At 66.6% G+C, this 20,532-nt stretch carries 21 protein-coding genes and 6 pseudogenes; 17 read left to right on the top strand and 10 right to left on the bottom strand.

Going from position 1 to position 20,532, the window contains the following annotated elements; translation table 11 throughout:
- The first annotated feature begins 53 nt into the window (after nucleotides 1–53).
- From dnaN to GT370_RS08105, 5 genes and pseudogenes are all read left to right on the top strand, one after another.
- Entirely contained in the window at nucleotides 54–1,181 is a 1,128-nt protein-coding gene (gene dnaN / locus GT370_RS08125; RefSeq protein WP_008492289.1) for a DNA polymerase III subunit beta, read from the top strand.
- Between the two features lie 207 nt (nucleotides 1,182–1,388).
- A pseudogene (gene recF, locus GT370_RS08120) lies at nucleotides 1,389–2,503 on the top strand (DNA replication/repair protein RecF).
- A gap of 159 nt (nucleotides 2,504–2,662) precedes the next feature.
- Complete coding sequence (locus GT370_RS08115) at nucleotides 2,663–3,655, top strand: SDR family oxidoreductase (RefSeq protein WP_008492292.1); 993 nt, start codon at nucleotides 2,663–2,665, stop codon at nucleotides 3,653–3,655.
- 40 nt (nucleotides 3,656–3,695) lie between these two features.
- Nucleotides 3,696–4,510: pseudogene (locus tag GT370_RS08110) on the top strand (TIGR00282 family metallophosphoesterase).
- Between the two features lie 75 nt (nucleotides 4,511–4,585).
- Complete coding sequence (locus tag GT370_RS08105) at nucleotides 4,586–4,978, top strand: flagellar FlbT (RefSeq protein ID WP_008492296.1); 393 nt, start codon at nucleotides 4,586–4,588, stop codon at nucleotides 4,976–4,978.
- 136 nt (nucleotides 4,979–5,114) lie between these two features.
- On the opposite strand, the pseudogene GT370_RS08100 reads toward GT370_RS08105, so the two are convergent.
- Nucleotides 5,115–5,665 (bottom strand): annotated as a pseudogene (locus GT370_RS08100) (TIGR00730 family Rossman fold protein).
- A gap of 53 nt (nucleotides 5,666–5,718) precedes the next feature.
- Between GT370_RS08100 and GT370_RS21355 the strand changes: the two are divergent.
- Nucleotides 5,719–5,877, top strand: coding sequence for a hypothetical protein (locus tag GT370_RS21355; protein ID WP_442865507.1), 159 nt, complete (start codon nucleotides 5,719–5,721; stop codon nucleotides 5,875–5,877).
- Here GT370_RS21355 and GT370_RS08095 read toward each other — a convergent pair.
- Complete coding sequence (locus tag GT370_RS08095; protein WP_270184202.1) at nucleotides 5,837–6,100, bottom strand: hypothetical protein; 264 nt, start codon at nucleotides 6,098–6,100, stop codon at nucleotides 5,837–5,839. The genes GT370_RS21355 and GT370_RS08095 overlap by 41 nt on opposite strands.
- Between GT370_RS08095 and GT370_RS21350 the strand changes: the two genes are divergently transcribed.
- The 3 genes and pseudogenes from GT370_RS21350 to GT370_RS08080 all read left to right on the top strand — a co-directional run bounded on the left by GT370_RS21350 (nucleotide 5,985) and on the right by GT370_RS08080 (nucleotide 8,247).
- Nucleotides 5,985–6,344 (top strand): hypothetical protein, encoded by a 360-nt coding sequence (locus GT370_RS21350; protein WP_442865537.1) that lies wholly within the window; start codon nucleotides 5,985–5,987, stop codon nucleotides 6,342–6,344. The two genes, GT370_RS08095 and GT370_RS21350, sit on opposite strands and share 116 nt — an antisense overlap.
- 369 nt (nucleotides 6,345–6,713) lie before the next feature.
- Nucleotides 6,714–7,403, top strand: coding sequence for a phosphatidylserine decarboxylase (locus tag GT370_RS08085; protein WP_008492299.1), 690 nt, complete (start codon nucleotides 6,714–6,716; stop codon nucleotides 7,401–7,403).
- Nucleotides 7,403–8,247, top strand: a pseudogene (locus GT370_RS08080) (CDP-alcohol phosphatidyltransferase family protein). The gene GT370_RS08085 and the pseudogene GT370_RS08080 overlap by 1 nt, the downstream one beginning before the upstream one ends.
- Before the next feature lie 211 nt (nucleotides 8,248–8,458).
- Here the strand turns inward: GT370_RS08080 and GT370_RS08075 are convergent.
- From GT370_RS08075 to GT370_RS08065, 3 genes are all read right to left on the bottom strand, one after another.
- Nucleotides 8,459–8,944: a hypothetical protein gene (locus GT370_RS08075; protein ID WP_270184200.1), complete on the bottom strand. Its 486-nt coding sequence runs from the start codon at nucleotides 8,942–8,944 to the stop codon at nucleotides 8,459–8,461.
- A gap of 179 nt (nucleotides 8,945–9,123) precedes the next feature.
- Nucleotides 9,124–9,363: a hypothetical protein gene (locus tag GT370_RS08070; RefSeq protein ID WP_270184199.1), complete on the bottom strand. Its 240-nt coding sequence runs from the start codon at nucleotides 9,361–9,363 to the stop codon at nucleotides 9,124–9,126.
- Between the two features lie 36 nt (nucleotides 9,364–9,399).
- On the bottom strand, nucleotides 9,400–9,537 hold the full coding sequence (locus tag GT370_RS08065) for a hypothetical protein (protein ID WP_270184198.1): 138 nt from the start codon (nucleotides 9,535–9,537) through the stop codon (nucleotides 9,400–9,402).
- Between the two features lie 51 nt (nucleotides 9,538–9,588).
- Between GT370_RS08065 and GT370_RS08060 the strand changes: the two genes are divergently transcribed.
- Nucleotides 9,589–9,897, top strand: a complete 309-nt coding sequence (locus GT370_RS08060) for a hypothetical protein (protein ID WP_270184197.1) — start codon at nucleotides 9,589–9,591, stop codon at nucleotides 9,895–9,897.
- On the top strand, nucleotides 9,894–11,093 hold the full coding sequence (locus GT370_RS08055; RefSeq protein WP_270184196.1) for a Hint domain-containing protein: 1,200 nt from the start codon (nucleotides 9,894–9,896) through the stop codon (nucleotides 11,091–11,093). The genes GT370_RS08060 and GT370_RS08055 overlap by 4 nt, the downstream gene beginning before the upstream one ends.
- Here GT370_RS08055 and GT370_RS08050 read toward each other — a convergent pair whose 3' ends face one another.
- From GT370_RS08050 to GT370_RS08040, 3 genes are read right to left on the bottom strand one after another with little or no spacing between them, the layout of a single operon-like run.
- Nucleotides 11,094–11,333, bottom strand: a complete 240-nt coding sequence (locus GT370_RS08050; RefSeq protein WP_008492304.1) for a DUF2188 domain-containing protein — start codon at nucleotides 11,331–11,333, stop codon at nucleotides 11,094–11,096.
- A 33-nt stretch (nucleotides 11,334–11,366) separates the two neighbouring features.
- Nucleotides 11,367–12,395 (bottom strand): GNAT family N-acetyltransferase, encoded by a 1,029-nt coding sequence (locus GT370_RS08045; RefSeq protein WP_270184195.1) that lies wholly within the window; start codon nucleotides 12,393–12,395, stop codon nucleotides 11,367–11,369.
- The gene (locus GT370_RS08040) at nucleotides 12,392–12,580 is read right to left on the bottom strand and encodes a hypothetical protein (protein ID WP_008492308.1); all 189 of its coding nucleotides are present in this window, start codon (nucleotides 12,578–12,580) and stop codon (nucleotides 12,392–12,394) included. The genes GT370_RS08045 and GT370_RS08040 overlap by 4 nt, the downstream gene beginning before the upstream one ends.
- A 175-nt stretch (nucleotides 12,581–12,755) precedes the next feature.
- Here GT370_RS08040 and GT370_RS08035 point away from each other — a divergent pair, with 175 nt between their 5' ends.
- The 6 genes and pseudogenes from GT370_RS08035 (at nucleotide 12,756) to GT370_RS08010 (ending at nucleotide 16,667) form a co-directional block, all read left to right on the top strand.
- Nucleotides 12,756–13,577, top strand: a complete 822-nt coding sequence (locus GT370_RS08035) for an SDR family oxidoreductase (RefSeq protein ID WP_270184194.1) — start codon at nucleotides 12,756–12,758, stop codon at nucleotides 13,575–13,577.
- Nucleotides 13,578–13,624: 47 nt separating this feature from the next.
- Nucleotides 13,625–15,192, top strand: a pseudogene (locus tag GT370_RS08030) (peptide chain release factor 3).
- A complete protein-coding gene (locus GT370_RS08025; protein ID WP_270184193.1) occupies nucleotides 15,179–15,364 on the top strand; it encodes a hypothetical protein in 186 nt (61 codons plus the stop codon). Before GT370_RS08030 ends, GT370_RS08025 begins: the two are co-directional and overlap by 14 nt.
- A gap of 129 nt (nucleotides 15,365–15,493) precedes the next feature.
- Nucleotides 15,494–15,787, top strand: coding sequence for a hypothetical protein (locus GT370_RS08020; protein WP_270184192.1), 294 nt, complete (start codon nucleotides 15,494–15,496; stop codon nucleotides 15,785–15,787).
- A 35-nt stretch (nucleotides 15,788–15,822) separates the two neighbouring features.
- Nucleotides 15,823–16,377, top strand: a complete 555-nt coding sequence (locus GT370_RS08015) for a hypothetical protein (protein ID WP_270184191.1) — start codon at nucleotides 15,823–15,825, stop codon at nucleotides 16,375–16,377.
- Entirely contained in the window at nucleotides 16,374–16,667 is a 294-nt protein-coding gene (locus tag GT370_RS08010; protein WP_270184190.1) for a hypothetical protein, read from the top strand. Before GT370_RS08015 ends, GT370_RS08010 begins: the two co-directional genes overlap by 4 nt.
- Nucleotides 16,668–16,694: 27 nt before the next feature.
- Here the strand turns inward: GT370_RS08010 and GT370_RS08000 are convergent.
- A pseudogene (locus tag GT370_RS08000) lies at nucleotides 16,695–17,767 on the bottom strand (translocation/assembly module TamB domain-containing protein).
- Complete coding sequence (locus GT370_RS07995; protein ID WP_270184188.1) at nucleotides 17,764–20,529, bottom strand: translocation/assembly module TamB domain-containing protein; 2,766 nt, start codon at nucleotides 20,527–20,529, stop codon at nucleotides 17,764–17,766. The pseudogene GT370_RS08000 and the gene GT370_RS07995 overlap by 4 nt, the downstream one beginning before the upstream one ends.
- Nucleotides 20,530–20,532: the final 3 nt, after the last annotated feature.

Here is a 20,532-nt window from a genome sequence, read left to right as displayed (position 1 = left end):
GGCCCGAATCGCGCCGCAAACCAAGTGATTCGATCGCAGTCTGGAAGGGTATCATGAAGTTCAAGGCCGATCGCGCCACGCTGATGAAGTCGCTCGCTCACGTTCAGAACGTGGTGGAGAAGCGCAATACCATTCCCATTCTCGCCAACGTGCTGCTCTCGGTGCAGAATGGCCGGCTTTCCATCGCCGCGACCGATCTGGAGATCGCGCTGGTGGAAGAGGTGGCGGCGGAGACGCTGCGCGACGGCGCCATCACCGTGCCGGCGGCGACCTTGTATGAGATTGTCCGCCGCCAGCCGGAGAATGCGGTGATCGAGCTCGATCATCCGGGCGGGGACGCGCCGCTGGCGCTGCGCGCCGGGCGCTATTCCACCAGCCTGGTGGCGCTCTCGGTCGAGGAATTCCCGAAGCTCGATGCCGGCAAGCTCTCGCACAGCTTCGTGCTCTCGGCGATCGAGCTGCGCGGGCTGATCGACCGCACGCGCTTTGCCATCTCCACCGAGGAGACGCGCTATTATCTCAACGGCATCTATCTGCACGCCGCCGAGGGCCAGGACGGCCCGGTGATCCGCGCGGTGGCGACGGACGGGCATCGTCTGGCGCGCGTTGAGGAGCCGCTCCCGAGCGGGGCGGCTGGCATGCCCGGCATCATCGTGCCGCGCAAGACCGTGACCGAGCTGCGCAAGCTGCTGGATGAGGCGAGCGGCGAGGTGGAGGTGGCGCTTTCCGAGACGCGCATCCAGTTCACCATTGGCACGATGCGCCTGACCAGCAAGCTGATCGATGGCACCTTCCCGGATTATGACCGCGTGATCCCGCGCGGGAATGACAAGATCCTGCGGGTGGACAAGAAGGATTTCAACGATGCGGTCGGCCGCGTCTCGGCGATTTCGGCGGAGAAGCACCGGCCGGTGAAGCTCTCGCTGGCGAAGGAGCTGCTGGTGATCTCAGCGGCCTCCGCCGAGCAGGGCTCGGCCTCCGAGGAGCTGGGCGGGGATCTGGTGGATTACCAGTCCGGGCCGTTGGAAATCGGCTTCCAGGCGCGCTATCTTTCGGATGTCACCGACCAGATCAAATCCGGCAAGGTGGAATTCGCCTTCGCTGACGGCGCCGCGCCGACGCTGGTGCGTGAAGAGAATGACAGCTCGGCGGTTTATGTTTTGATGCCGATGCGGGTGTGAAGGTTTTGTGGCCCTTTTTGAAAAAAGGGCCATGCCCTCCGGCGGCTTTCCAGCACCGCTTCGCGGTGCTGGAACCTTGGCCGCCTGCGCCCAAAACCTTTTGCGCCTGGGTGCTGGGTGTTTTCCACGCCGTTGCCAGGGCTTCACCGCCAGTGAGCAAAAGTTTTTGGTGCCGCTTTTTTCAAAAAGCGGCAAAGGACCGCCGTCATATTGCTATCCCGCCTGACCCTCACCGATTTCCGCTCCTACGCCACGCTGCGCTTTGAGGCGCCGGCGCGGCGCCTGGTATTCACCGGCCCGAACGGCGCGGGCAAGACCAATCTGCTGGAAGCGGCCTCGCTGCTGGTCCCTGGGCGCGGCCTGCGCGGGGCAAAATTCGCCGAGCTGGCGCGCCAGGGCTGCGCCGGGGCTGGGCGGTGGCCGCACAGTTTTCCAACGGGCTGGAGATCGGCACCGGGGCGGTGGAAGGGGCGCCGGAGCGGCGGGAATTCCGCCTCAACGGGGTGAAGCCCCGGGCGCAATCGGATGTCGCGGAGCAGCTCGCCGCTGTCTGGCTGACGCCACAGATGGACCGGCTGTTCACGGATACCGCGTCGGGCCGGCGTAAATTCCTGGATCGTCTGGTGATCGCGCTGGAGCCGTTCCATGCGCGCGAGATCGCGGCCTTCGAGAGTGCTTCCGCCCAGCGCAACCGGCTGCTGGCCGAGCCGCGTTACGACCCTGCCTGGGTGGCGGGGCTGGAGGATGCGATGGCGCGCCACGCCGTCGCCGCCACGGCGGCCCGGCTGGGGCTGATCGCGCGGCTGAATGCGAGCCTGGAGGCGGGCGCGGCGGACCCGTTTCCGCGGGTGACTCTGGGGTTGGCCTGCCCGATCGCGCAGCTTCTGGACGCGGCTCCGGCGCTGGATGTGGAAGACTGGCTGCGCGGCGCGCTGGCGGCCTCGCGCGCCACCGATGCGGCGGTGAAATCCTCAGGCTACGGCCCGCAGAAGGCCGATCTGCTGATTGCCGATGCCCAGGCCGGCCGCCCCGCCGCGCTCTCCTCCACCGGCCAGCAGAAGGCGATGCTGATCGGCATCGTGCTCGGCCATGTCGCTTTGATTACCGCGCTGCGCGGCGCCCCGCCGCTGCTGCTGCTGGATGAGCCGCTGGTGCATCTGGATGCGCAGCGGCGCGGCGCCTTGTTCGCTGCCCTGGCCCGGATGGACGCGCCGGCCTGGCTGACCGGCACGGATCAGGAGCTGTTCGCGGGGCTGGACGCCGCGCGTCTGGCCGTGCGCGAGAGCCTCTTAGAGCATCAAGCTTTTCGCTTGATGCTCTAAGTTTTGTTTTAGCGAGCAATTTCATGTGTTTTTCTTGACGCTGGCGCGTCAACCTAAACACATATTGCTCTAACCTCCGGCTGAAGCTTTCTCCACCTGCCGGCATTCGCCCGTGCCCGCGCCTAAATCGCGGGGAGCAACCGCAGAACGGGAGAAGCCATGAGCAAGATCGTTGTTGTCACCGGCGCTGGCGCCGGGGTGGGCCGGGCCACCGCAACCATGTTCGCCAAGGCGGGCTATGATGTGGCGTTGCTGGGGCGCGATGAGGGCCGGCTGCAGGCCGCCGCCGCCGAAATTCAGGGGCTGGGGGCGCGCGCCGTCTGGCATTCGGTGGATGTGGCCGATGCCGATGCCGTCTCCCAGGCTGCCCAGGCGATCGAGCAGGAATTCGGGCCGATCAGCGTCTGGGTCAATAACGCCATGGCCACAGTGTTCGCGCCAGTGACCAAGGTGACACCGGAGGAATTCCGCCGCGCCACGGAAGTGACCTATCTCGGCACCGTGTATGGCTGCCTGGCGGCGCTGGCGGCGATGCAGAAACGCGGTGTCGGCACCATCATCAATGTCGGCTCGGCTTTGGCCTATCGCTCGGTGCCGCTGCAATCGGCCTATTGCGGGGCGAAATCCGCCATTCGCGGCTTCACGGACAGTCTGCGCAGCGAGCTGATCCATGACCGCAGCCAGATCAAGCTCTGCATGGTGCATCTGCCGGCGGTGAACACGCCGCAATTCAACTGGGCGCTGAACAAGATGGGCCGCCGGCCGATGCCGGTGCCGCCGGTTTATGCGCCGGAGGTGCCGGCACGGGCGATCCTGTTCGCGGCCGAGCATCCGCGCCGGGAGCTCTGGGTCGGGTTCCCAACGGTGAAGGCCATTCTCGCCAACCGCATCGCGCCGGGCTTTGCCGATTGGGTGCTGGCCAGGCAGGGCTATTCCGGCCAGCTGACCAGCGAGCCTGAGCCGGAGGACCGCCCGGCCAATCTGTTCAAGCCGGTGCCTGGCGATGAGGCGGCGCATGGGCGGTTTGACGATGTCGAGCGCGAGGTTAGCTGGGAGATGTTCTCCGGCCGGCATAAAACCGCCGCCTATGCCGGGCTGCTGGCGCTGGGGCTCGGCGCCGCGTTGGGGCTGCGGCGCTTAAAGCAGGGCTGAGCGGCTTTGTTTCAGGCAAGGGAGCCCTTATACCGCTCCCATGCGTATTCTTCTGCTCGGCGACCTGCTCGGCCGCTCCGGCCGCGAGGCGGCTCTCAAACATATTCCTGAGCTGCGCGCGGCGCTGAAGCTGGATTTCGTCGCGGTGAACGCCGAGAATGCCAGCCATGGTTTCGGGCTGGGGCCGGACATGGCGCAGGCGCTCTTCGCCGCCGGGGCGGATGTGATCACGCTGGGCAACCATGCCTGGGACCGCCGGGAGATCATCCCTACATCGCCAGCGAAAAACGCCTGATCCGGCCGATCAATTTCCCGCCCGGCACGCCGGGTGCGGGGGCCTGCCTGGCAACGTTGCCGGATGGGCGCAAGGTGCTGGTGGCGCAGGCGATGGGGCGGCTCTACATGGAGGCGATGGATTGCCCGTTTCGCGGCATCGATGAGCTGCTCACCCGCCATAAGCTCGGCATCACCGCCCACGCCATCCTGATCGACATCCATGCCGAGGCGACGTCGGAGAAAATGGCGTTCGGCCATGCCTTCGATGGCCGCGTCACCGCCGTCACCGGCACCCACACCCATATCCCCACCGCCGACCACCAGATTTTACCCGGCGGCACCGGCTTCGCGACGGATCTGGGCATGTGCGGGGATTATGATTCGATCATCGGCATGCAGAAGGCCCCGGCGCTGAACCGGTTCATCCGCAAAATGCCGGGTGAGAAGCTGAGCCCGGCGGAGGGCCCGGCGACCCTGTGCGGCGCTTTCGTGGAGACGGATGACGCCACCGGGCTGGCCAAACGCATCGAGCCGGTGCGGCTGGGCGGACGTTTGGCGCTGGCCATGCCCTCGGCGTAAGCGGCGCTTCATCCCCGTTAACATGAGGCGTGGCAGACTCATGTTCATCTTCCAATCTTGCAAAAGCGGGGTGTGATGTCGTCTCTGGTCCTGGAATTGAAGCAGGGTGAATCGATGATCCTCAATGGGGCGGTCATCCGGTTCAAAACCCGCACGCGGCTGGAGCTGAACAGCCATGCGCGCTTTCTCTTCGGCAAGCAGATCATGCCGGCGGAGGAAGCCACCAGCCCGCTGCGCCAAGCCTATTTCGCCTTGCAGCAGGCTTATATCAGTGATGAGGAGGAGCGGCCGGAGGCGCTGCAGCGCGCCCGCGACAATATTCGCCGGCTGATGGGCGAGGCGCCGGAGGCGCAGCGCGAGGACTGGTCCGCGCTGCTGCGCCTGACCAGCGAGGAGACCGTGCTGGATGCGCTCAAGCGCGCCCGGCAGATGATCCGCGCGGCGGAGTCGGCACCGCAAGGGAATTGATGTTTGCGTTGAGCCGGGCGTGGTTATGTCCGGCTCAACGTGATGGGATTTGGTTTAGAGCAATATGTGTTGAGGTTGACGCGCCAGCGTCAAGGTAAACACACGAAATTGCTCGCTAAAACAAAAGCTTGATGCTCTAGCCGCGCAGCTCTTCCAGCCGTGCCAGCAGGGCCGGCACGTCCGGCTGTACCTCAAACAGATCGCGCACCTCCGGCCTGGCGAAGCCGCGCTTGATCGTCTCGTCGATCATCGCGATGAACGGGTCGGCCCAGCCGAGAATATTCACCAGAATGATCGGCTTGGCGTGCTGGCTGAGCTGCTTCCAGGTCAGGATCTCGAAGGTCTCGTCATAGGTGCCCAGCCCGCCGGGCATCACTACGAACACATCGCCCAGCGCAAACAAACGGCGCTTGCGGGTATGCATCGAATCGGTGACGATCAGCTCGGTCAGGCCCTGGAACTCGACCTCGCGCTGGCGCAGGAAATCCGGGATGATGCCGGTCACCTCGCCGCCAGCGCCCAAGGTCGCGCCGGCGGTGATGCCCATCAGCCCGACATTGCCGCCGCCGAACACCAGGCGCATGCCGCGCTTGCCCAGCCCTTCACCCAAGGATGTGGCCGCCGCCGCATAGGCCGGATCCACCCCGGGTTGGAGCCGCAAAATACGGTGACGGAAAAACTAGCCATCTCACTCTGCCTCGCTTCCAGTTCTGCCCCGTTCGTGGCAGGCTGAAGCGGCCATGGCAAGCAACGACACTCTTGAGACCCCGGTGCGCAAGCGCACCCCTCTGCGTCTGATCATCCTTCTCGTGCTGGTCATCCTGGCGCTGGGGATGCGGCGCTGCTCTTCTATCTGCATCACGGCCGCCACGGCGCGCCGGCCCCGGCCGTGCCGGTAGCACCCAGCGCTCCGGCGACGCCGCAGGCGGCCGCCGGCCTCGCCGTGCCGAGCTTCGACATCGTCCGCGTCGACCCGCAGGGCAATGCGGTGATGGCCGGGCGCGCCGTGCCGGGGGCCACCGTTACCGTCAAGGATGGCGACAAGGTGCTGGGCACCGCCACCGCGGATGCGCAAGGCGCCTTCGTGCTGATCCCGGCCAGCCCGCTGCCCCCGGTTCGCATGAGATCACATTGTCCGAGGCGCTGCCCGGCGGGCAGGTGGTGCAGGGCCAGCAAAGCGCCTCGATCAATCTGCCCGGCAATGGCCAGCCGGCGCTGGCCGTGGTCTCCGGGCCGGATGGCAGCAAGGTTGTCACCGGCCAGGGGCCGCAGCCCGGCCAGCTCGGCATGGGGGCGGTGGATTACGACGCGCAGGGCCATGCCATATTCAGCGGCACCGCTCCGGCCGGGGCGCAGGTCACGGTGAATGTCGGCGGCAAGGATCTCGGCACCGCCAAGGCGGATGCCTCCGGCCATTGGCACCTGCAGGCATCGGTGCCGACGGCGCCTGGCATGGTCACGCTGAACGCGACCGGCCCGGATGGCCAGGCGCTCCCACCGGTGACCGCGCCTTTCGCGCCGGAAGCTTTGACCAAGGCGCTGCAGGACGGCCATGTGCTGATCGCCCCCGGCGATAATCTCTGGATGATCGCGCGCCGGGTTTATGGGAAAGGCACCTTGTATACGTTGATCTATTCCGCCAATGCGGGGCAGATCCACGACCCCAACCTGATTTTCCCCGGCCAGGCCTTCGCCCTGCCGCAGACTCAGGCGCACTGAATAAAGGCAGAGTTGCATGAATATTGCTGAGACGATCAAATCGGTGATGAGCCCGCCGCACAAGGCCGGCTATCCGTTCATCATCGGCGGCATCGTGGTCGCCCTGATCGGGCTGGTGGTCTGGCACCCGCTGGCCTGGATCGGGCTGCTTTTCACCCTGTTCTGTCTGTATTTCTTCCGCGACCCGGAGCGCGTGCTGCCGCCGCGCCCCAACGTGTTCGTCGCCCCCGCCGACGGCCTGGTGGTGAGCATCGAACAGGCGATCCCGCCGGCGGAGCTCGGCTTGCCGCCGGTGCCGCGCACCCGCGTCGCCATCTTCCTCTCGGTGCTGGATGTGCATGTGAACCGCGCCCCGATCGCCGGCACGGTGCAGAAAATCGCCTATCATCCCGGCCTGTTCCTCTCCGCCGCCGAGGACAAGGCGAGCGACGATAATGAGCGTAACTCGATGCTGCTGCGCACCGTCGATGGGCGCGAGGTGGTGGTGGTGCAGATCGCCGGGCTGATCGCGCGGCGGATTCTCTGCGAAGTGACCGAGGGCCAGGCGCTGCTCGCCGGCCAGCGTTTCGGCATCATCCGCTTCGGCTCGCGCACCGATCTCTATCTGCCGGAAGGCTGCCTGCCGCTGGTCGCGGTCGGCCAGCGCATGCTCGGCGGTGAGACGGTGATCGCCGAACTGCCGCCCGTGCTCAGCACCTTCCCGTGATGCGGCCGCGTCGGCTGCCGCGCCGGCAGCGTTTTTCCGGGCAGAGTTTCAACCGGATGCTGCCCAATCTGATGACGCTGCTGGGGCTCTGCGTCGGGCTGTCCTCGATCCGGCTGGGGCTGGAGGGGCGCTTCGGCGCCGCCGTGCTGGCCATCGCGGTCTCGGGCGTGATCGACGGGCTGGATGGGCGGCTGGCGCGGATGCTGAAGGCGACCTCGCGCTTCGGCGCCGAGTTCGACAGCCTGGCGGATTTTCTCTGCTTTGGCATCGCCCCGGCGCTGCTGCTTTATATGTGGTCGCTGCAGCCCTGGGGGCGATCGGCTTTCTGCCGCCTTTGATGTTTGCCGCCGCCATGGCGCTGCGTCTGGCGCGCTTCAACGCGGCGCTGGATTCCGCGCCCAAGGCCGCCTTCGCCTATAATTTCTTCACCGGCGTGCCGGCTCCGGCTGGCGCGGGGCTCGCTCTGTTTCCGCTCTTCATCGGTCTGGCGGCGAATGAGCATGACCAGTTCTGGCTGCAGGATGTGGTGAGCTACCCGCTTTTCACCGGCGCGGTGCTGGCCATGGTGGCGGTGCTATGCGTCTCCACTTTGCCGGTCTGGAGTTTCAAGAATTTCAAGATCCCCACCGCCGGCATCCTGCCGCTGCTGTTGGGGGTGGTGGTCTTCGCGGCTTTGATCTTCGCCGACCCCTTCATTGCCGGGGCGCTGGCTGGGCTGGCCTATATCATCATGCTGCCGTTTTCGCTGCGCAGCTATCGCAAGCTGGCCCGCGAGGCGAAGGCGCGGCGCGAAGCGTCTGTGGTGATCGATGAGGAACAGGTCGTGGCGCAACCTGAGGTTTGATTTTCGTTGATTTGATTAACTTGTCGTTTTAAGTCTGAATCCGGAATAATCGCGCGGAGAAGCGTTTGATGTCCGGCTTGACGCAAGGCGGCCCGATCTTGCTGGGAACGGCAACCCCCGCCTCGTTGAGCCTGGCGAGCGGACTTTCCCTCACCTTGGCCGGCCAGGCGGCAACAGACAGCCCGGCGCTGGTCAGCGCGCTTTATGGCGATCAATCCTCGAACTGGACCATCGCGACCAGCGCCACGCTGGTCGCGGAGCTGACGCTGGCCAGCGGCGCGGCTGTCGGGTGGGGCTCGAACTGGCCGGGGCCGGCACCATTGATAATGCTCTGGGTGGGACGCTGTCCGGCAATCTGGAAGGGGTGGTGCTGGCTGCGGGCGGGATCCTGGTCAGCCAGGGGCTTATCGAAGGGGGCGTTGCGGGCGGGGTTGGCTTGCAGCGGATCGGCGTGCGCATGGCCAGCGGCGCGCTGGAGAACGACGCGACCGGGACGATCATCGGTGGCGCCTATGGTGTCAGCCTCGGCGGGGCCGGTGTGGTCAGCAATGCGGGCAGCATTTCCGGCGGGTTGGCGGGGATGGTGCTGGGTGCGAGCGGGCTGTTGGAAAATCAGGCAGGCGGGGTGGTGCAAGGCGGGCTGGCCGGGCTGGTGCTGGGCAGCGGCGCCAGCCTGGTCAATCAGGGCGAGGTCCAAGCCACGAGCATCGACGCCGGGCATGACGGGGTGATTTTGAGCGCCGGCGCCTATCTCGGCAATGCGGGGGTCATTGCGGGGTTCGATGCGGCCTATGCCGGGGCGGGTCTGGTGCGGCTGAATAATAGCGGCACCATGCTGGGCGGCGGGAGCATCGCGCTGGCCTTCCCGGCGAGCGGCTATGGCTTCACCGCCGGTGCCGCGGTGGCGCTGGCGGCGGGGCAGGTCCAGAATACCGGGCTGATTGAGGGCGCCAGCGCGCCGTCCGGTTCGGCCTTGCGGCAAGGTACGGCGGGAGCCGGCATGGTGCTCGGCGCCGGCACATTGGTGAATGGCGGCGTGATTGCCGGCGGGGCGGGCGCCTCTGCCGGGTTCGGCGGCGTTGGCCTGTCCGGCGGGGCGGGGCTGGTTGTCAGCAATGATGGCACGCTGCTGGGCGGTGGCGGCGGCGGCTTCTATGGTGGGGCCGCGGCGATGCTGGCCGGCGCCACCTTGGTCAATCGCGGTTCGATCTCCGGCGGCAGCGGGACGCAGACCGGCGGCAACGGTGTGGTGCTGTTGAACGATGCCCTGCTGGTGAATGCGGGCAACATCCAGGGCGGGGCCGGGACGCGCTATGGCTGGGGCGAAGGGCTGGGGCGGGGGTGGCGCTCTATACCGGCACGGTACTCAATCAGGGGCTGCTCTCGGGCGGCGGCGGCGCCTTTATCGGGCTCTGGATGGGCGGGGGCAGCGTGCAGAATATCGGCACCATCCTCGGCCATGCGGCGCTGGCGATGCAGGGGGGCAGCTTCACCAATGGCGGGCTGGTCGAGGGCGCGCCGGTGGCGCTGGACCTGGCCGGGGGGCATTCACCAATGCCGGCACGCTCGCCGGCAGCTTCGCCGCCTATATCAGCGAAGCCAGCCCCAGCCTCACCGTCGCCCTCGGCGGCGTGTTCGAGGGGAGGGTGACGGCCGTGAGCGGCGGCGGCACGCTGCTGCTCTCCGGCAGCCATGGCACATTGGATATGGGGGCAAGCTTTTCCGGCTTTTCCGAGATCTCCTTCGCCGGCACGGGCTGGATGCTGGCCGGGGCGGTGGCCGAGCTTGCCGGCGGCCAGACCCTCGCCGGGTTCGGCGCGGGGGATATCCTGCGCCTGGACGGGGTGAGTGCCAGCACCGCCAGCCTCGTCGCCGGGACCGGGCTGGTGCTGAGCGGGGCCAGCGGGACGGAAACCATCGCCCTGGCCGGTTTCGATCAGGCCGGGCCGGTGACGCTCAGCCAGACCGCAGGCGGTGCCGAGATCGTCATCTGCTACCGGCGCGGGACCATGATCCAGACCGTGGAGGGCGAGCGCGATGTCGCGTCGCTGCGCATTGGCGATGTGCTGCCGACGCGCTTTGGCGGATGCCAGCCGATTCGCTGGATCGGCCACCAGCGTTTCGGGCCGGAGGCGCTGCGCGGCCAGCGCGGGCGCTGGCCGGTTTGTATCCAGAAGGGCGCGCTCGGCATGGGCCTGCCGCGGCGCGATCTGTTCGTCTCCCCGGGCCATTCCCTGCTGTTGGGCGGGGTGCTGGTGCTGGCGGAGGCGCTGGTCAACGGCGTCACCATCACCCAGCCGGAGCCGGCAGAGGCGGTTGAGTATGTCCTGCCGGAATTCGAGACTCATGATTGCCTGCTGGCGGAAAGCGTCTGGGCCGAGAGCTTTGCCGACGGGCCGGACCTGCGCGCGCAGTTCGACAATGGCGCGGCGTTTCTGGCGGCCCATCCGGGCTGGCAGGCGCCGTCCGCGCTCAGCCTGTGCGCCCCGCGCTTCCTCGCCGGCCCCCGCCTGGCCGCCGCGCTGCGCCCGTTTCTGCCGCCGCCGCCGGGCTTCGGGGCGCTGCGTGGCTGTATCGACATTGCCGATGGGCGCATGGTCTCCGGCTGGGCGCAGGATATCGCCTCACCGCTCTGGCCGCAGACGCTGGAGATCTATGCCGGGCGAACCAGGCTGGGCACGGTGCTGGCCTGCGACCATCGGCCGGACCTCGAACAAGCCGGCATCGGCATCGGCCGCGCCGGTTTCAGCTTCAGGGCGCCGCGCCGTTACAACCCGGCGCGGTTGCGCATTTCCCGTGTGGGGGACGGCGCTTCGCTCCCCGTTCCGGTGCGCCGCGCCGCCTGATCAGCCCTTCACATCCGTCTGCGGGCGGTCGATGCCCAGGGCTTCCTCGGTGTGCCAGGCGCCATCCTCGCTCTGATACTGGATCAGCCGGGTCTCGCCGGGCACACGCTGCTCCTGCGCGGCGCGGCGGGCGGCTTTCAACGCCGCCTCATGGGTCTTGAAGCTTTCGGAAAAGCTGCCATCCAGCGTGTAGGCGAAGCCGCCATCGTGCGGGACGATTTTGTAATGCGCGGTGCTCATGCGGGCACTCCTTTCAGCCCTCAATATAAGGCGTCATCGAAGCCGCGCCATGGCCAGCGAGTCGGCATAGGCGCCGCCCCGGAAAATATCCGCGGCGAAACGCCCTTCCACCTCGAAGCCGAAGGATTCGTAAAGCCGGATCGCATGGTCCTGGTCCGCCAGCACCGCCAGCGCCACCCGGCTGAGGCCCAGCCAGCAATCCGCCAGCTCCAGCACCGCCGAGAGCAAGGCGCGCCCGATGCCCTGGCCCTGATAGGCATCATGCACCAGCAGCGACTCCACCGTGCCGGCATGCAGATGGCGCCCGCGTCCCGGTGTCAGTACCGCCAGCCCCGCCACCACCTCGCCGGACAGAGCGAGGATGGCATGCGCCCTGCTCTCCGGCGCGGCGAGATGCGCCACATCCTGCGGCGTCATGAAGGGCCGGCCGGTGGTGCCAAAGCAGATGCCCGGCAGGCTGCACAAGGCGGCCAGGCCCGGCAGGTCATCCGCGTGCGGCGCGCGCAGGCTGAAGGGGACGCGCGGCGCCTGGGGCGGCCGCGGCGGGGCCAAGCTGGCATCGCGCGGCAGGCCCTGGCGCAACCGCCCCATCGCCAGCGCGTCGCGCAGCACGCCCTCCTGCATCGCCTCATGGCGCAGAACCGCCTCGGTGACGAAGCCGAAGCGCTTATAAAGCGCGATCGCGGCCTCGTTGTTGGCGAATACCGTCAGCTCGATCTTGTGCAGATTTAGCCAGTGATCCGCGAGATCCAGCAGCGCCGCCAGCAAGGCGCTACCGATGCCCTGGCGCTGCGCGGTCTCGTCCACCATGATCCCCAGCGTCGCCGCATAAGCCCGCCTTGGGTTGGCTTCGCGGCGCAGGCTGGCTTCGCCCAGCACCTGCCCATCCGCCCCGCAGGCGACGAGCCGGGCATGCGTCGCCGTTTCATCCGCCAGCACGGCTTGCGTCCGCGCCAGGCTGGTGAAGGGCAGGGCGCAGGTAAAGCGGCGCACGCTGGGCTGGTTATAGATGCGGTTGAGCGCGACGGCATCATCCGCGCGGGCGGGGCGGATGCTGATCATGGCATGGCCTCCTCGGCACAGGCCGGAATCTGCGCCTTGCCGCCTTCAATCACCACCGGGCGAAAGCCGCGCGGCGGCGGCTCGGCCGGCCGGCGCGCCAGCATGCGCGCCCGCGCATTGGCCGCGGCAAAGCCGAGCGCAGCGGCACAGAGGGACAGAAACGGCAGCCAGGCCAGGGGCGACATGGAAAAGCTCCTCTTGGGTTGGGAGGCAGGGCGTTTTCCAGAAAAAACCCCGCCTTGCGTGTGGGCGGGGTTGGGGACGGTCGGGGTTGGGAAGCCCGCTAACCTTGCCGCGCCCGCGCGCGCATACGCACGCCGCCAATAATATTGGCGGCTACGATGGTCATCGCGCGGGTGAGTGGTTTCGTCATGGGCGCTGACGCTAACGAGGAAATCATGTTTTGCCAAGCTCCTATTCGCATGCGCCTCTTGTGCCGCCCGGCGTTCGGGGCCTTTTCTATGGCGGACGCAAAACGCAAGGAGTGGCGATGGCCGCGAAGCCGGAAAGAAAGCAGGTGCTCATCGTCGGCGCCTCGCGGGGTTGGGGCTTGGATTGACCAAGGAGTTTCTGCGCCGGGGCTATCATGTCACCGCCACGGTGCGCACCGCGATTCACGGCGCCGGGCTGGAGGAATATTACCAGCAACTCACGCTGGATACGCTGGACATCAATAACCCGAATATGGCCGATGCGTTTCTGGCGCGGATGAAGGGCCATGTGTTCGACCTCGTGGTGTTGAATGCCGGCATTTACGGCCCGCGCGACAAGGGGCTGGACGAGGTCACCGCCGAGGAAATCACGCATCTGATGATGACCAATGCCATCGCGCCGCTGCGCCTGGCGGAGCGTCTGGCGCTGCTGCTGAAGCCCGAGACCGGGGTGCTGGCTTTCATGTCCTCGGCGCTGGGCAGTTTGGAGCTCAACGCCAACGATGCCAGCCCGCTTTATGCCGCCAGCAAGGCGATGCTGAACCGGCTCAGCCGCGCCTTCGCCGCCGCGCATGAATATCTCACCATCGTCAATCTGCATCCGGGCTGGGTGCGCACGGATATGGGCGGCGAGACCGCGCCGCTGGATGTCGAGACCTCGGCCAAGGGCATGGCGGATGTGCTGGAATCACGCGCCGGCAGCGGCGGGCACGAATTCCTGGATTATCGCGGCAAGATCGTACCCTGGTAGCGCCGGGCGCGGTTGGTTTCGGCGCGAAACCTTGCTAGATCGCCGCGATGGACCAGCCCCTTCCCCAGAGCGAGAGCATCTCCGGCATCCCGCCGCGCCGCACCTTCGCGATCATCTCCCACCCGGATGCGGGCAAGACAACGCTGACCGAGAAGCTGCTGCTGTTCGGCGGCGCGATCCGCGAGGCGGGGATGGTGAAGGCGCGCCAGGACCGCCGCCAGACCCGCTCGGACTGGATGAAGATCGAGCGCCAGCGCGGTATTTCCGTGACCTCCTCGGTGATGACCTTCGAGTTCGGCGGGGCGGTGTTCAACCTGCTGGACACGCCAGGCCATGAGGATTTCTCCGAGGATACCTACCGGACGCTGACGGCGGTGGACAGCGCGGTGATGGTGATCGACGCCGCCAAGGGCATCGAGCTGCAGACCAAGAAATTGTTCGAGGTCTGCCGGCTGCGCAACATCCCGATCACCACCTTCATCAACAAGATCGACCGCGAGAGCCAGAACCCGTTCGCGCTGCTCGATGAGATCGCCGATACGCTGCAACTGGATATCTGCCCGATGGTCTGGCCGATCGGCTCGGGCGGGCTGTTCCGGGGTTGCTATAATCTGGGCAATGACCAGCTGGTCTCCGCGAAGAAGCCGGGCGAGGACGGGCCGGCGCAGAGCTTCACCATCCCCGCCGACCAGCAGGCGCAGCTGGATGAGGATGTGGAGCTGATCCGCGCCGCCTATCCGGCCTTCGATGCGCAATCCTACGAGGAAGGGCATCTGACCCCGGTTTATTTTGGTTCGGCCTTGAAGGATTATGCGGTGCGTGAGCTGCTGGAAGGGCTGGTCGCCAACGCCCCGCCGCCGCAGCCCCGGGCTACGGATGTGCGCGAGGTGGCGCCGGAGGAAAAGCCGGTGACCGGCTTCGTGTTCAAGGTGCAGGCGAACATGGACCCGCAGCACCGCGACCGCATCGCCTTCACGCGCATCTGTTCCGGCAAATTCACCCGCGGCATGAAGCTGACCCATTCGCGGACGGCCAAGCCGATGGCGATCCAGGCGCCGATCTTCTTCTTCGCCCAGGACCGCTCGCTGGCGGAAGAGGCGTTTCCGGGCGACATTATCGGCATTCCTAACCATGGCACGCTGCGGGTGGGCGATACGCTGACCGAGGGCGAGAAGCTGCGCTTCACCGGCATCCCGGATTTCGCCCCGAAATCCTGCGCCGCGTGCGCCTGGCCGACCCGATGAAGGCCAAGCAGATGCGCAAGGCGCTGGAGGATCTGGCCGAAGAAGGCGTCACCCAGGTGTTCCGGCCGATGACCGGGGCGGACTGGATCGTCGGCGTCGTCGGCATGTTGCAGCTCGACGTGCTCTCCTCGCGTATTGAACAGGAATATAACGTGCCGATCGGCTTCGACCCGGCGCCCTTCGACACCGCCCGATGGATTTTTTCGCAGGACAGCGCCCGGCTGAAATTCTTCATCGAGGTGAATAAGAGCGCGATGAGCGAGGACCGCGACGGCGCGCCGGTCTACATGGTGCGCAATGCCTGGGAGCTGAACCGGATGAAGGAGAATTTTCCGGAGCTGACCTTCTCGGCGACGCGTGAGCGCACCTAAGGCGGAGACATTGCGGCGATGGGGGCTGCCGATCGCGGTTGTCCTTATCCCCACTTATGCGTTTTTCACGCTGGGTCTGCGCAGCTTTTATATTAACGGCGCCTGGTGGGGGGATGCCGGCATCCTCGCCTCGGTCATGTGGCATAATGGCTGGGCCTCGCATTGCCCTTAGTGTGGGGAGGGGGAGTTTTCTCGCCACCCATATGGCGCAGGTGTTCTGGCTCACCTCGGGCATCTCCTGGCTGCTGCCGGTCACACGCGAACAGTTCTTTTCCTTGTTTCTCGGTTGCGTGCACGGGGAATGGCCCTGGCGGTATACGCGCTGCTGCGCAGTGTGCCTATGCGGCGCTGGTCTGCTGCCGGATTGGCGATCCTGTTCGCGTTCAACGGGATGGTACTGGCCGCAAGCTGCAATCCGCATTTCGAACTGCTCATCGTGGCCAGCGGTATCGCGTTTCTTGCCTGCCTGCTGCGCGAGCGCCATGGGTCGGCGCTCTGCTTTTTTGCGCTCTGCCTGAGCACCCGCGAGGATGCCGGCATTCATCTTGGGTTGCTGCTGGCCTGCGGCATCTGGGCGCTGCGTATGCAGGGGTAGCGTGGGGAAGGCTGCGCCCGCTCGCCGGTTACGCGGTGGCCGCACTGGGCTGGAGCGCCTCTATTCTCGCCATTCAGCACGCCATCTTCCCAAACGCGGCGGCGCTGGATGATGTTTATCTCGGCCATGGCGTCTTTCCGCCTGTGAGTCTGGTAACAATCGCCACGCGCCTCACATTCTGGCTGATCTACCGGCTCTATCTCGTGCTGCCGATCATCGCGGCGGTCATCCTGGCGGAACGCTGGCGCGCCCCGTCCATCGTGGCCGGCTTCATATCCTGCCTGCCCTGGCTGGCCCTGAATCTGATGGCCAGCAGCCCCTTTGCTGGGACGCTCTGTAATTATTATCCGTTTCCGTTGGTATTCGGGATGGTATGGCCCGTGGCCGGGCATGGGTTCGCGCTCCGCTTGCAGGCGCGCCACGTCACCACGCCGGTTCAGGCCAAACGTGCCTTTGTGACGATCCTGCTTTGCTCCTTTGTCGGGCTTTGGGGATGCAAAATCCGCAAAATTTGCGCTTCCCGGGGGATTTCCTCTCACCACCCAGCCTGGCGATGCAGGCCCGGACCAACCGGGCGATTGAGCTGTTGAGCCAGGCGACGCTCGGGCGGGTGGCGGCGGATGGCGCGGTGGTCGCCCTGGCGCCGGGGCGGTTTCAGCGCTCGCAAATCCTTTGGTATCCCCAGCCGCAAGCGCCCGATACGGTGATTTTCTTCGCCCACGGGCAGGGCACCGCGCCGGCGCTGGCGCTGGCGTCCAGGTCCGGGTTGAGAGTGTTTTCGCAGATCCCGGGCACGCGGCTTCGCATTGCCTCCCACGCGGCATTGCGCTTGCCCGCTTTGTCTCTCGTCCCCTGGGCACCTCCTGGGGCATCTCCCTGAAGGGTGTGCTGGCCCGGCGCGGTGAGGCTAATAATTGAACTGGTAGGTCAGCCCCACCGAGCTGCCATTATTACCCGTGCTGTCCTGCCCCGTCGTCGTTTGCAGCTTCAGCCCCTTATAGAGATTGATCTGCACTTTCGCCGAGGTGCCGCCGCCGGACGTGGCCTGGCTGGCGCCCACATAAACCCCCGGCGCCACGTAGCGCCCGGCCTGCACGGCGGGGTTGCCGGCGCTGTCGGAGCCCACCGAAAGCTGGTCCAGCCCCAGCGCGTTGCGCACCGAATCCATCGGGCTGAACCCCCGCCGACACCGGTGAGCTGGGCCAGCGCCACCGCCAGCGAGGCTGCCTGGAACGGCGACAGGCTGGAGGCGCTCTGCTTGAACAGGATTTGAGAGAGGATTTCGTCAGACGGCATTGGCGGCGAGCTGGTCAAAGTGATCTTCGGCTTCGCCGCCGTACCGCCGATCACCAAGGTCGCGGTGCCGTTGGTGCTGGTCGGCGTCGTCGCCTCAAGATCCAGCACCGGGATGAAGCCGGCGCCGTTGAAATCGATCTTGCCGGAGGTGAATTGCAGCGTCGTGCCGGTCAGCGAGAAGGTGCCGCGGATCAGGTTGAAGCCGCCGGAAGGCTGCGGATTATCCGCCGTGTCGCCGATATGGATATTGCCGCCCAGCTCCGCGAACAGCCCGTCGCCACGAATGAAGATCTGGTTCCTGGCACGGACATCCAGGGCAAGGCGGATCGGCGGGGCGGGGGGCGCGGCGCTGCTGGGTTTGGGCGGCGGCGCGCTGCCATTATGGATCGGCAGATTGGCGACCGAAGGCGGCAGCGATTTCGGCAGGTTGATATTGGCCTTGAGAATATCGACCGTGCCGCCGAGCGTGGCGTTGCCCTTCAGATCGCCCTGCAGGCGCAGCGCGGCATTCAGCGTCTCGTTGACCAGATCGGAGGAAATCGGCGTGGCGTGGTCCGCATTCAGCGAAATATCCACCGGCAGGTTCGGCGCGCCGAGATTGATGCTGCCATGGCCGGTGATCTTGCCCTGGCCGGCGGTGGCGGACAGGCTTTGCAGGGTGATCAGCTTGTCGGCGGCGTTCACGTTGGCAGTGATGGCGGTGAGGTTGAGCCCGGAGGCGATGTTCTGCACACTGCCATCGGCCAGTTGCAGCGTGCCGTTGGCGCGCGGGCCTTGGCGGTGCCGGCGATCCGCAGATTGGTGTCGATCCGTCCGCGCACCAGATTGCCGTTCGCGGCGAGGATCGGGTCGAGCAGCTTCAAATCCAGCCGTCCGGCCACCGCCAGATTGATGGCGCCAGTGCTGGTGAAGGGGGCGGTGCCGCGGGCGGTGAGGTTCACATCCGGTCCGGCCTTCACCGCCACATCAAGCGCGGCACGCTGGCCTTGCAGATTGGCCTTGGCATCCAGGCTGGCGGCGGGCAGGGCGGCGGTGGGGCCGGCCTCGTCGCGCAGATTGCGGCCGGTGAGGCTGATCTGCCCGGCGGGCGCCCTTGGCGTGCCGGAGAGCTGGGCGCTGGTGCTCAGCGTGCCGCTGAGCTTGGTGTGCATCTTCGCCAGCGCCGGATTGAGCATCGCCAGATCGAGCTTCGCCTCCAGCGCCAGCTTCATCGGCCCGGTCATTGAGAGCGGGGCGGTGCCGCGCGCGGTGATGGCCGCATCCGCCCCGGCCTGGGCCTTGATGTTCACATCGGCGCTGTCGCCCTTCAGCGTCGCGGTGCCGGAAATGCTCGCGGCGGGCAGGCCAGCGGTGGATTTGTCGATATAGCGCAGGCCGGTGGCAGTCAGCGCCACCTGCCCGGCGGGCGCCTTCGGCGTGCCGGTGACATTGGCGGTGAGATTGACGATGCCGGCGGCATTCACGCTGGGTACGAACAATTTCGCCAGCGCCAGATCGAGATTTTTCACGCTGGCCTTGGCGTTCAGCGTTGGGGAGAGGGTGCCGTCCAGCGCGATGGCGGCCTTGCCGACGGACAGGTCCAGATGCCGCACCGCCATCTCTGGCTTGGCTTCGATGTCGGCGGGGCCGTTGAGCTTCGCGTTCAGCCCGTGCCAATTGCCGGTCAGGCTGGCCAGGTGCGCGCTCTGCGCGGGAATGTTCAGCGTGCCGGTGAGGGCGAGCTTGGCGGCTGAGCCCATCAGCCGGGCGACGCTGGCATCCAGCTTCACCGCCAGCGCATCCAGCGTGCCTTGCGCCTCCAGCGTGGCATTGGCGGCACCGATCGAGGGCACGCCGGAGATATTTTTGGCACTGGCCTGCAACGAGACAGTTTGCTGACCCTGGTCGGCGAAATCCGCCTGCAGCGCGCCATGCAGTTTCATGCCGGTGAAGGCATCGAAATCCGCGAGATGGCCCAGTGCCAGATGCGCGCTGCCGGTGGGCAGCTTGGCGCCGGCCGCCAGCGCCAGATCCCCCTGCGCGGCCAGTGATTTCCAGTCCAGCCTGGCGATGTTCAGGCTGGCGGCGCCATCCTGCTGGCGGGTGAAGCGGGCATCGATATTCAAGGGCGATCCGGCCAGCGTGCCGCTGCCGGTGAGAGTCCCTTGCGGCGCTTTCGGCAGATGCTGGGCGGCGAGGGTGAGCTGGAACGGGCCGCTCGGTACGTTCGGCACGCTGATCTGGCCGTCGATGGCGGTCCTGGTGGCGAAATCCTGCATGGTGCCGGTGACATGGCTATGCAGCTGCAGCGCGCCCTGCAGCCGTGGCAGCAGGGTTGCGAGGTCGTTGAGCTTGGCATCTGTGGTCAGGTCGAGCTGCTGCTTGTCCAGTACCCCATGGCCGTTGATCTGCGCGTGCGGGGCATCCAGCAAGAGCTGGCCGATGGTGACCTTGTGGCCCTGCAGGCTGGCGAGCAGCGAAAGATGCGTCTCGCCATTAAGGAATTTATCCAGCCCGGCGGGGGATTGGTTCAGCGCGACATCGCCTTGCAGCGCCAGCGTCGCGCCATCCTGTTTCGCGGTCGGCTCCACCACCAGATGCAGCTGGGTCTGGCCGCTGATCGGCTGCCTGGCCAGCGTGCCGAACGGGGCCAAAGCGGGCACGCTCAGCACCACATCCGCGAACGGGGATGTCTGGTCCAACCCCAGCGTGCCGGTGACGTTCAGCCGGGCATCGCCCAGCGCCAACGCCGCCTGCAGCGCGGCATGGGCGCGCGGGCCGTTCAGCATGACGTCGAATTTCAACGGCAGCCGCACTTGCGGACCGGCAAAATGCCCGATCAGCCCGTTCGGCGGCTCCTGCACATGCAGCTTCATCGCCACATTCCGCGGGTCGAGCGTGCCGGTGAGGGCGTAATCCGCATCGCCGCTTTCGGTGGTGGCGTTCAGCGCAATGTCGCCATGCTGGAGATCGCGCAGATGCGTCTGCCCGGTGACATGCAGCGTCACATCCTCACCGGCCAGCGATGGCGCCACATGCAGCGCGGCAATCTCCAGCCGGTCGAGGTTGAGCCGCAAGCTGGGCAACTGGCTGCTGCCGGAATTTTTGCGCTTGCTGGCTGGATAGGCGGGGGCGCGGGCAACATCCAGGCTTTGCGCGCTCAAAAGCCGCACGGCGAGATTGCGCCGCAAAAGCTGCAAGGGCGACCATTTCAGTGTCACATCCCGGCCGGAGAGCCAGATGCCCTTCGGGTCCTTCACCGCGAAGCTGGTGATATTGATGTCCGCCGGGAAATGCCCGCGCAGCTGGCCGATCTGGATATAAGCGGCGCCGTATTTATTGATCTCGCGCACCGCGAAGGCCCGCCCGCCGGCGGAATTCAGCGCCACCACCACGCCCACCATCGCCAGAATGACGATGACCACCAGCCCCAGCAGTCCGATCAGGATGCGTTTCACCCAGCGCATGGT

The sequence above is a fragment of the Acidocella sp. MX-AZ03 genome, assembly GCF_027626035.1.
In the GTDB taxonomy this organism is placed as follows: domain Bacteria; phylum Pseudomonadota; class Alphaproteobacteria; order Acetobacterales; family Acetobacteraceae; genus Acidocella; species Acidocella facilis.
The sequence above is the reverse complement of the archived record's forward strand: the minus strand, read 5'-3'. Positions and strand labels throughout refer to the sequence as shown.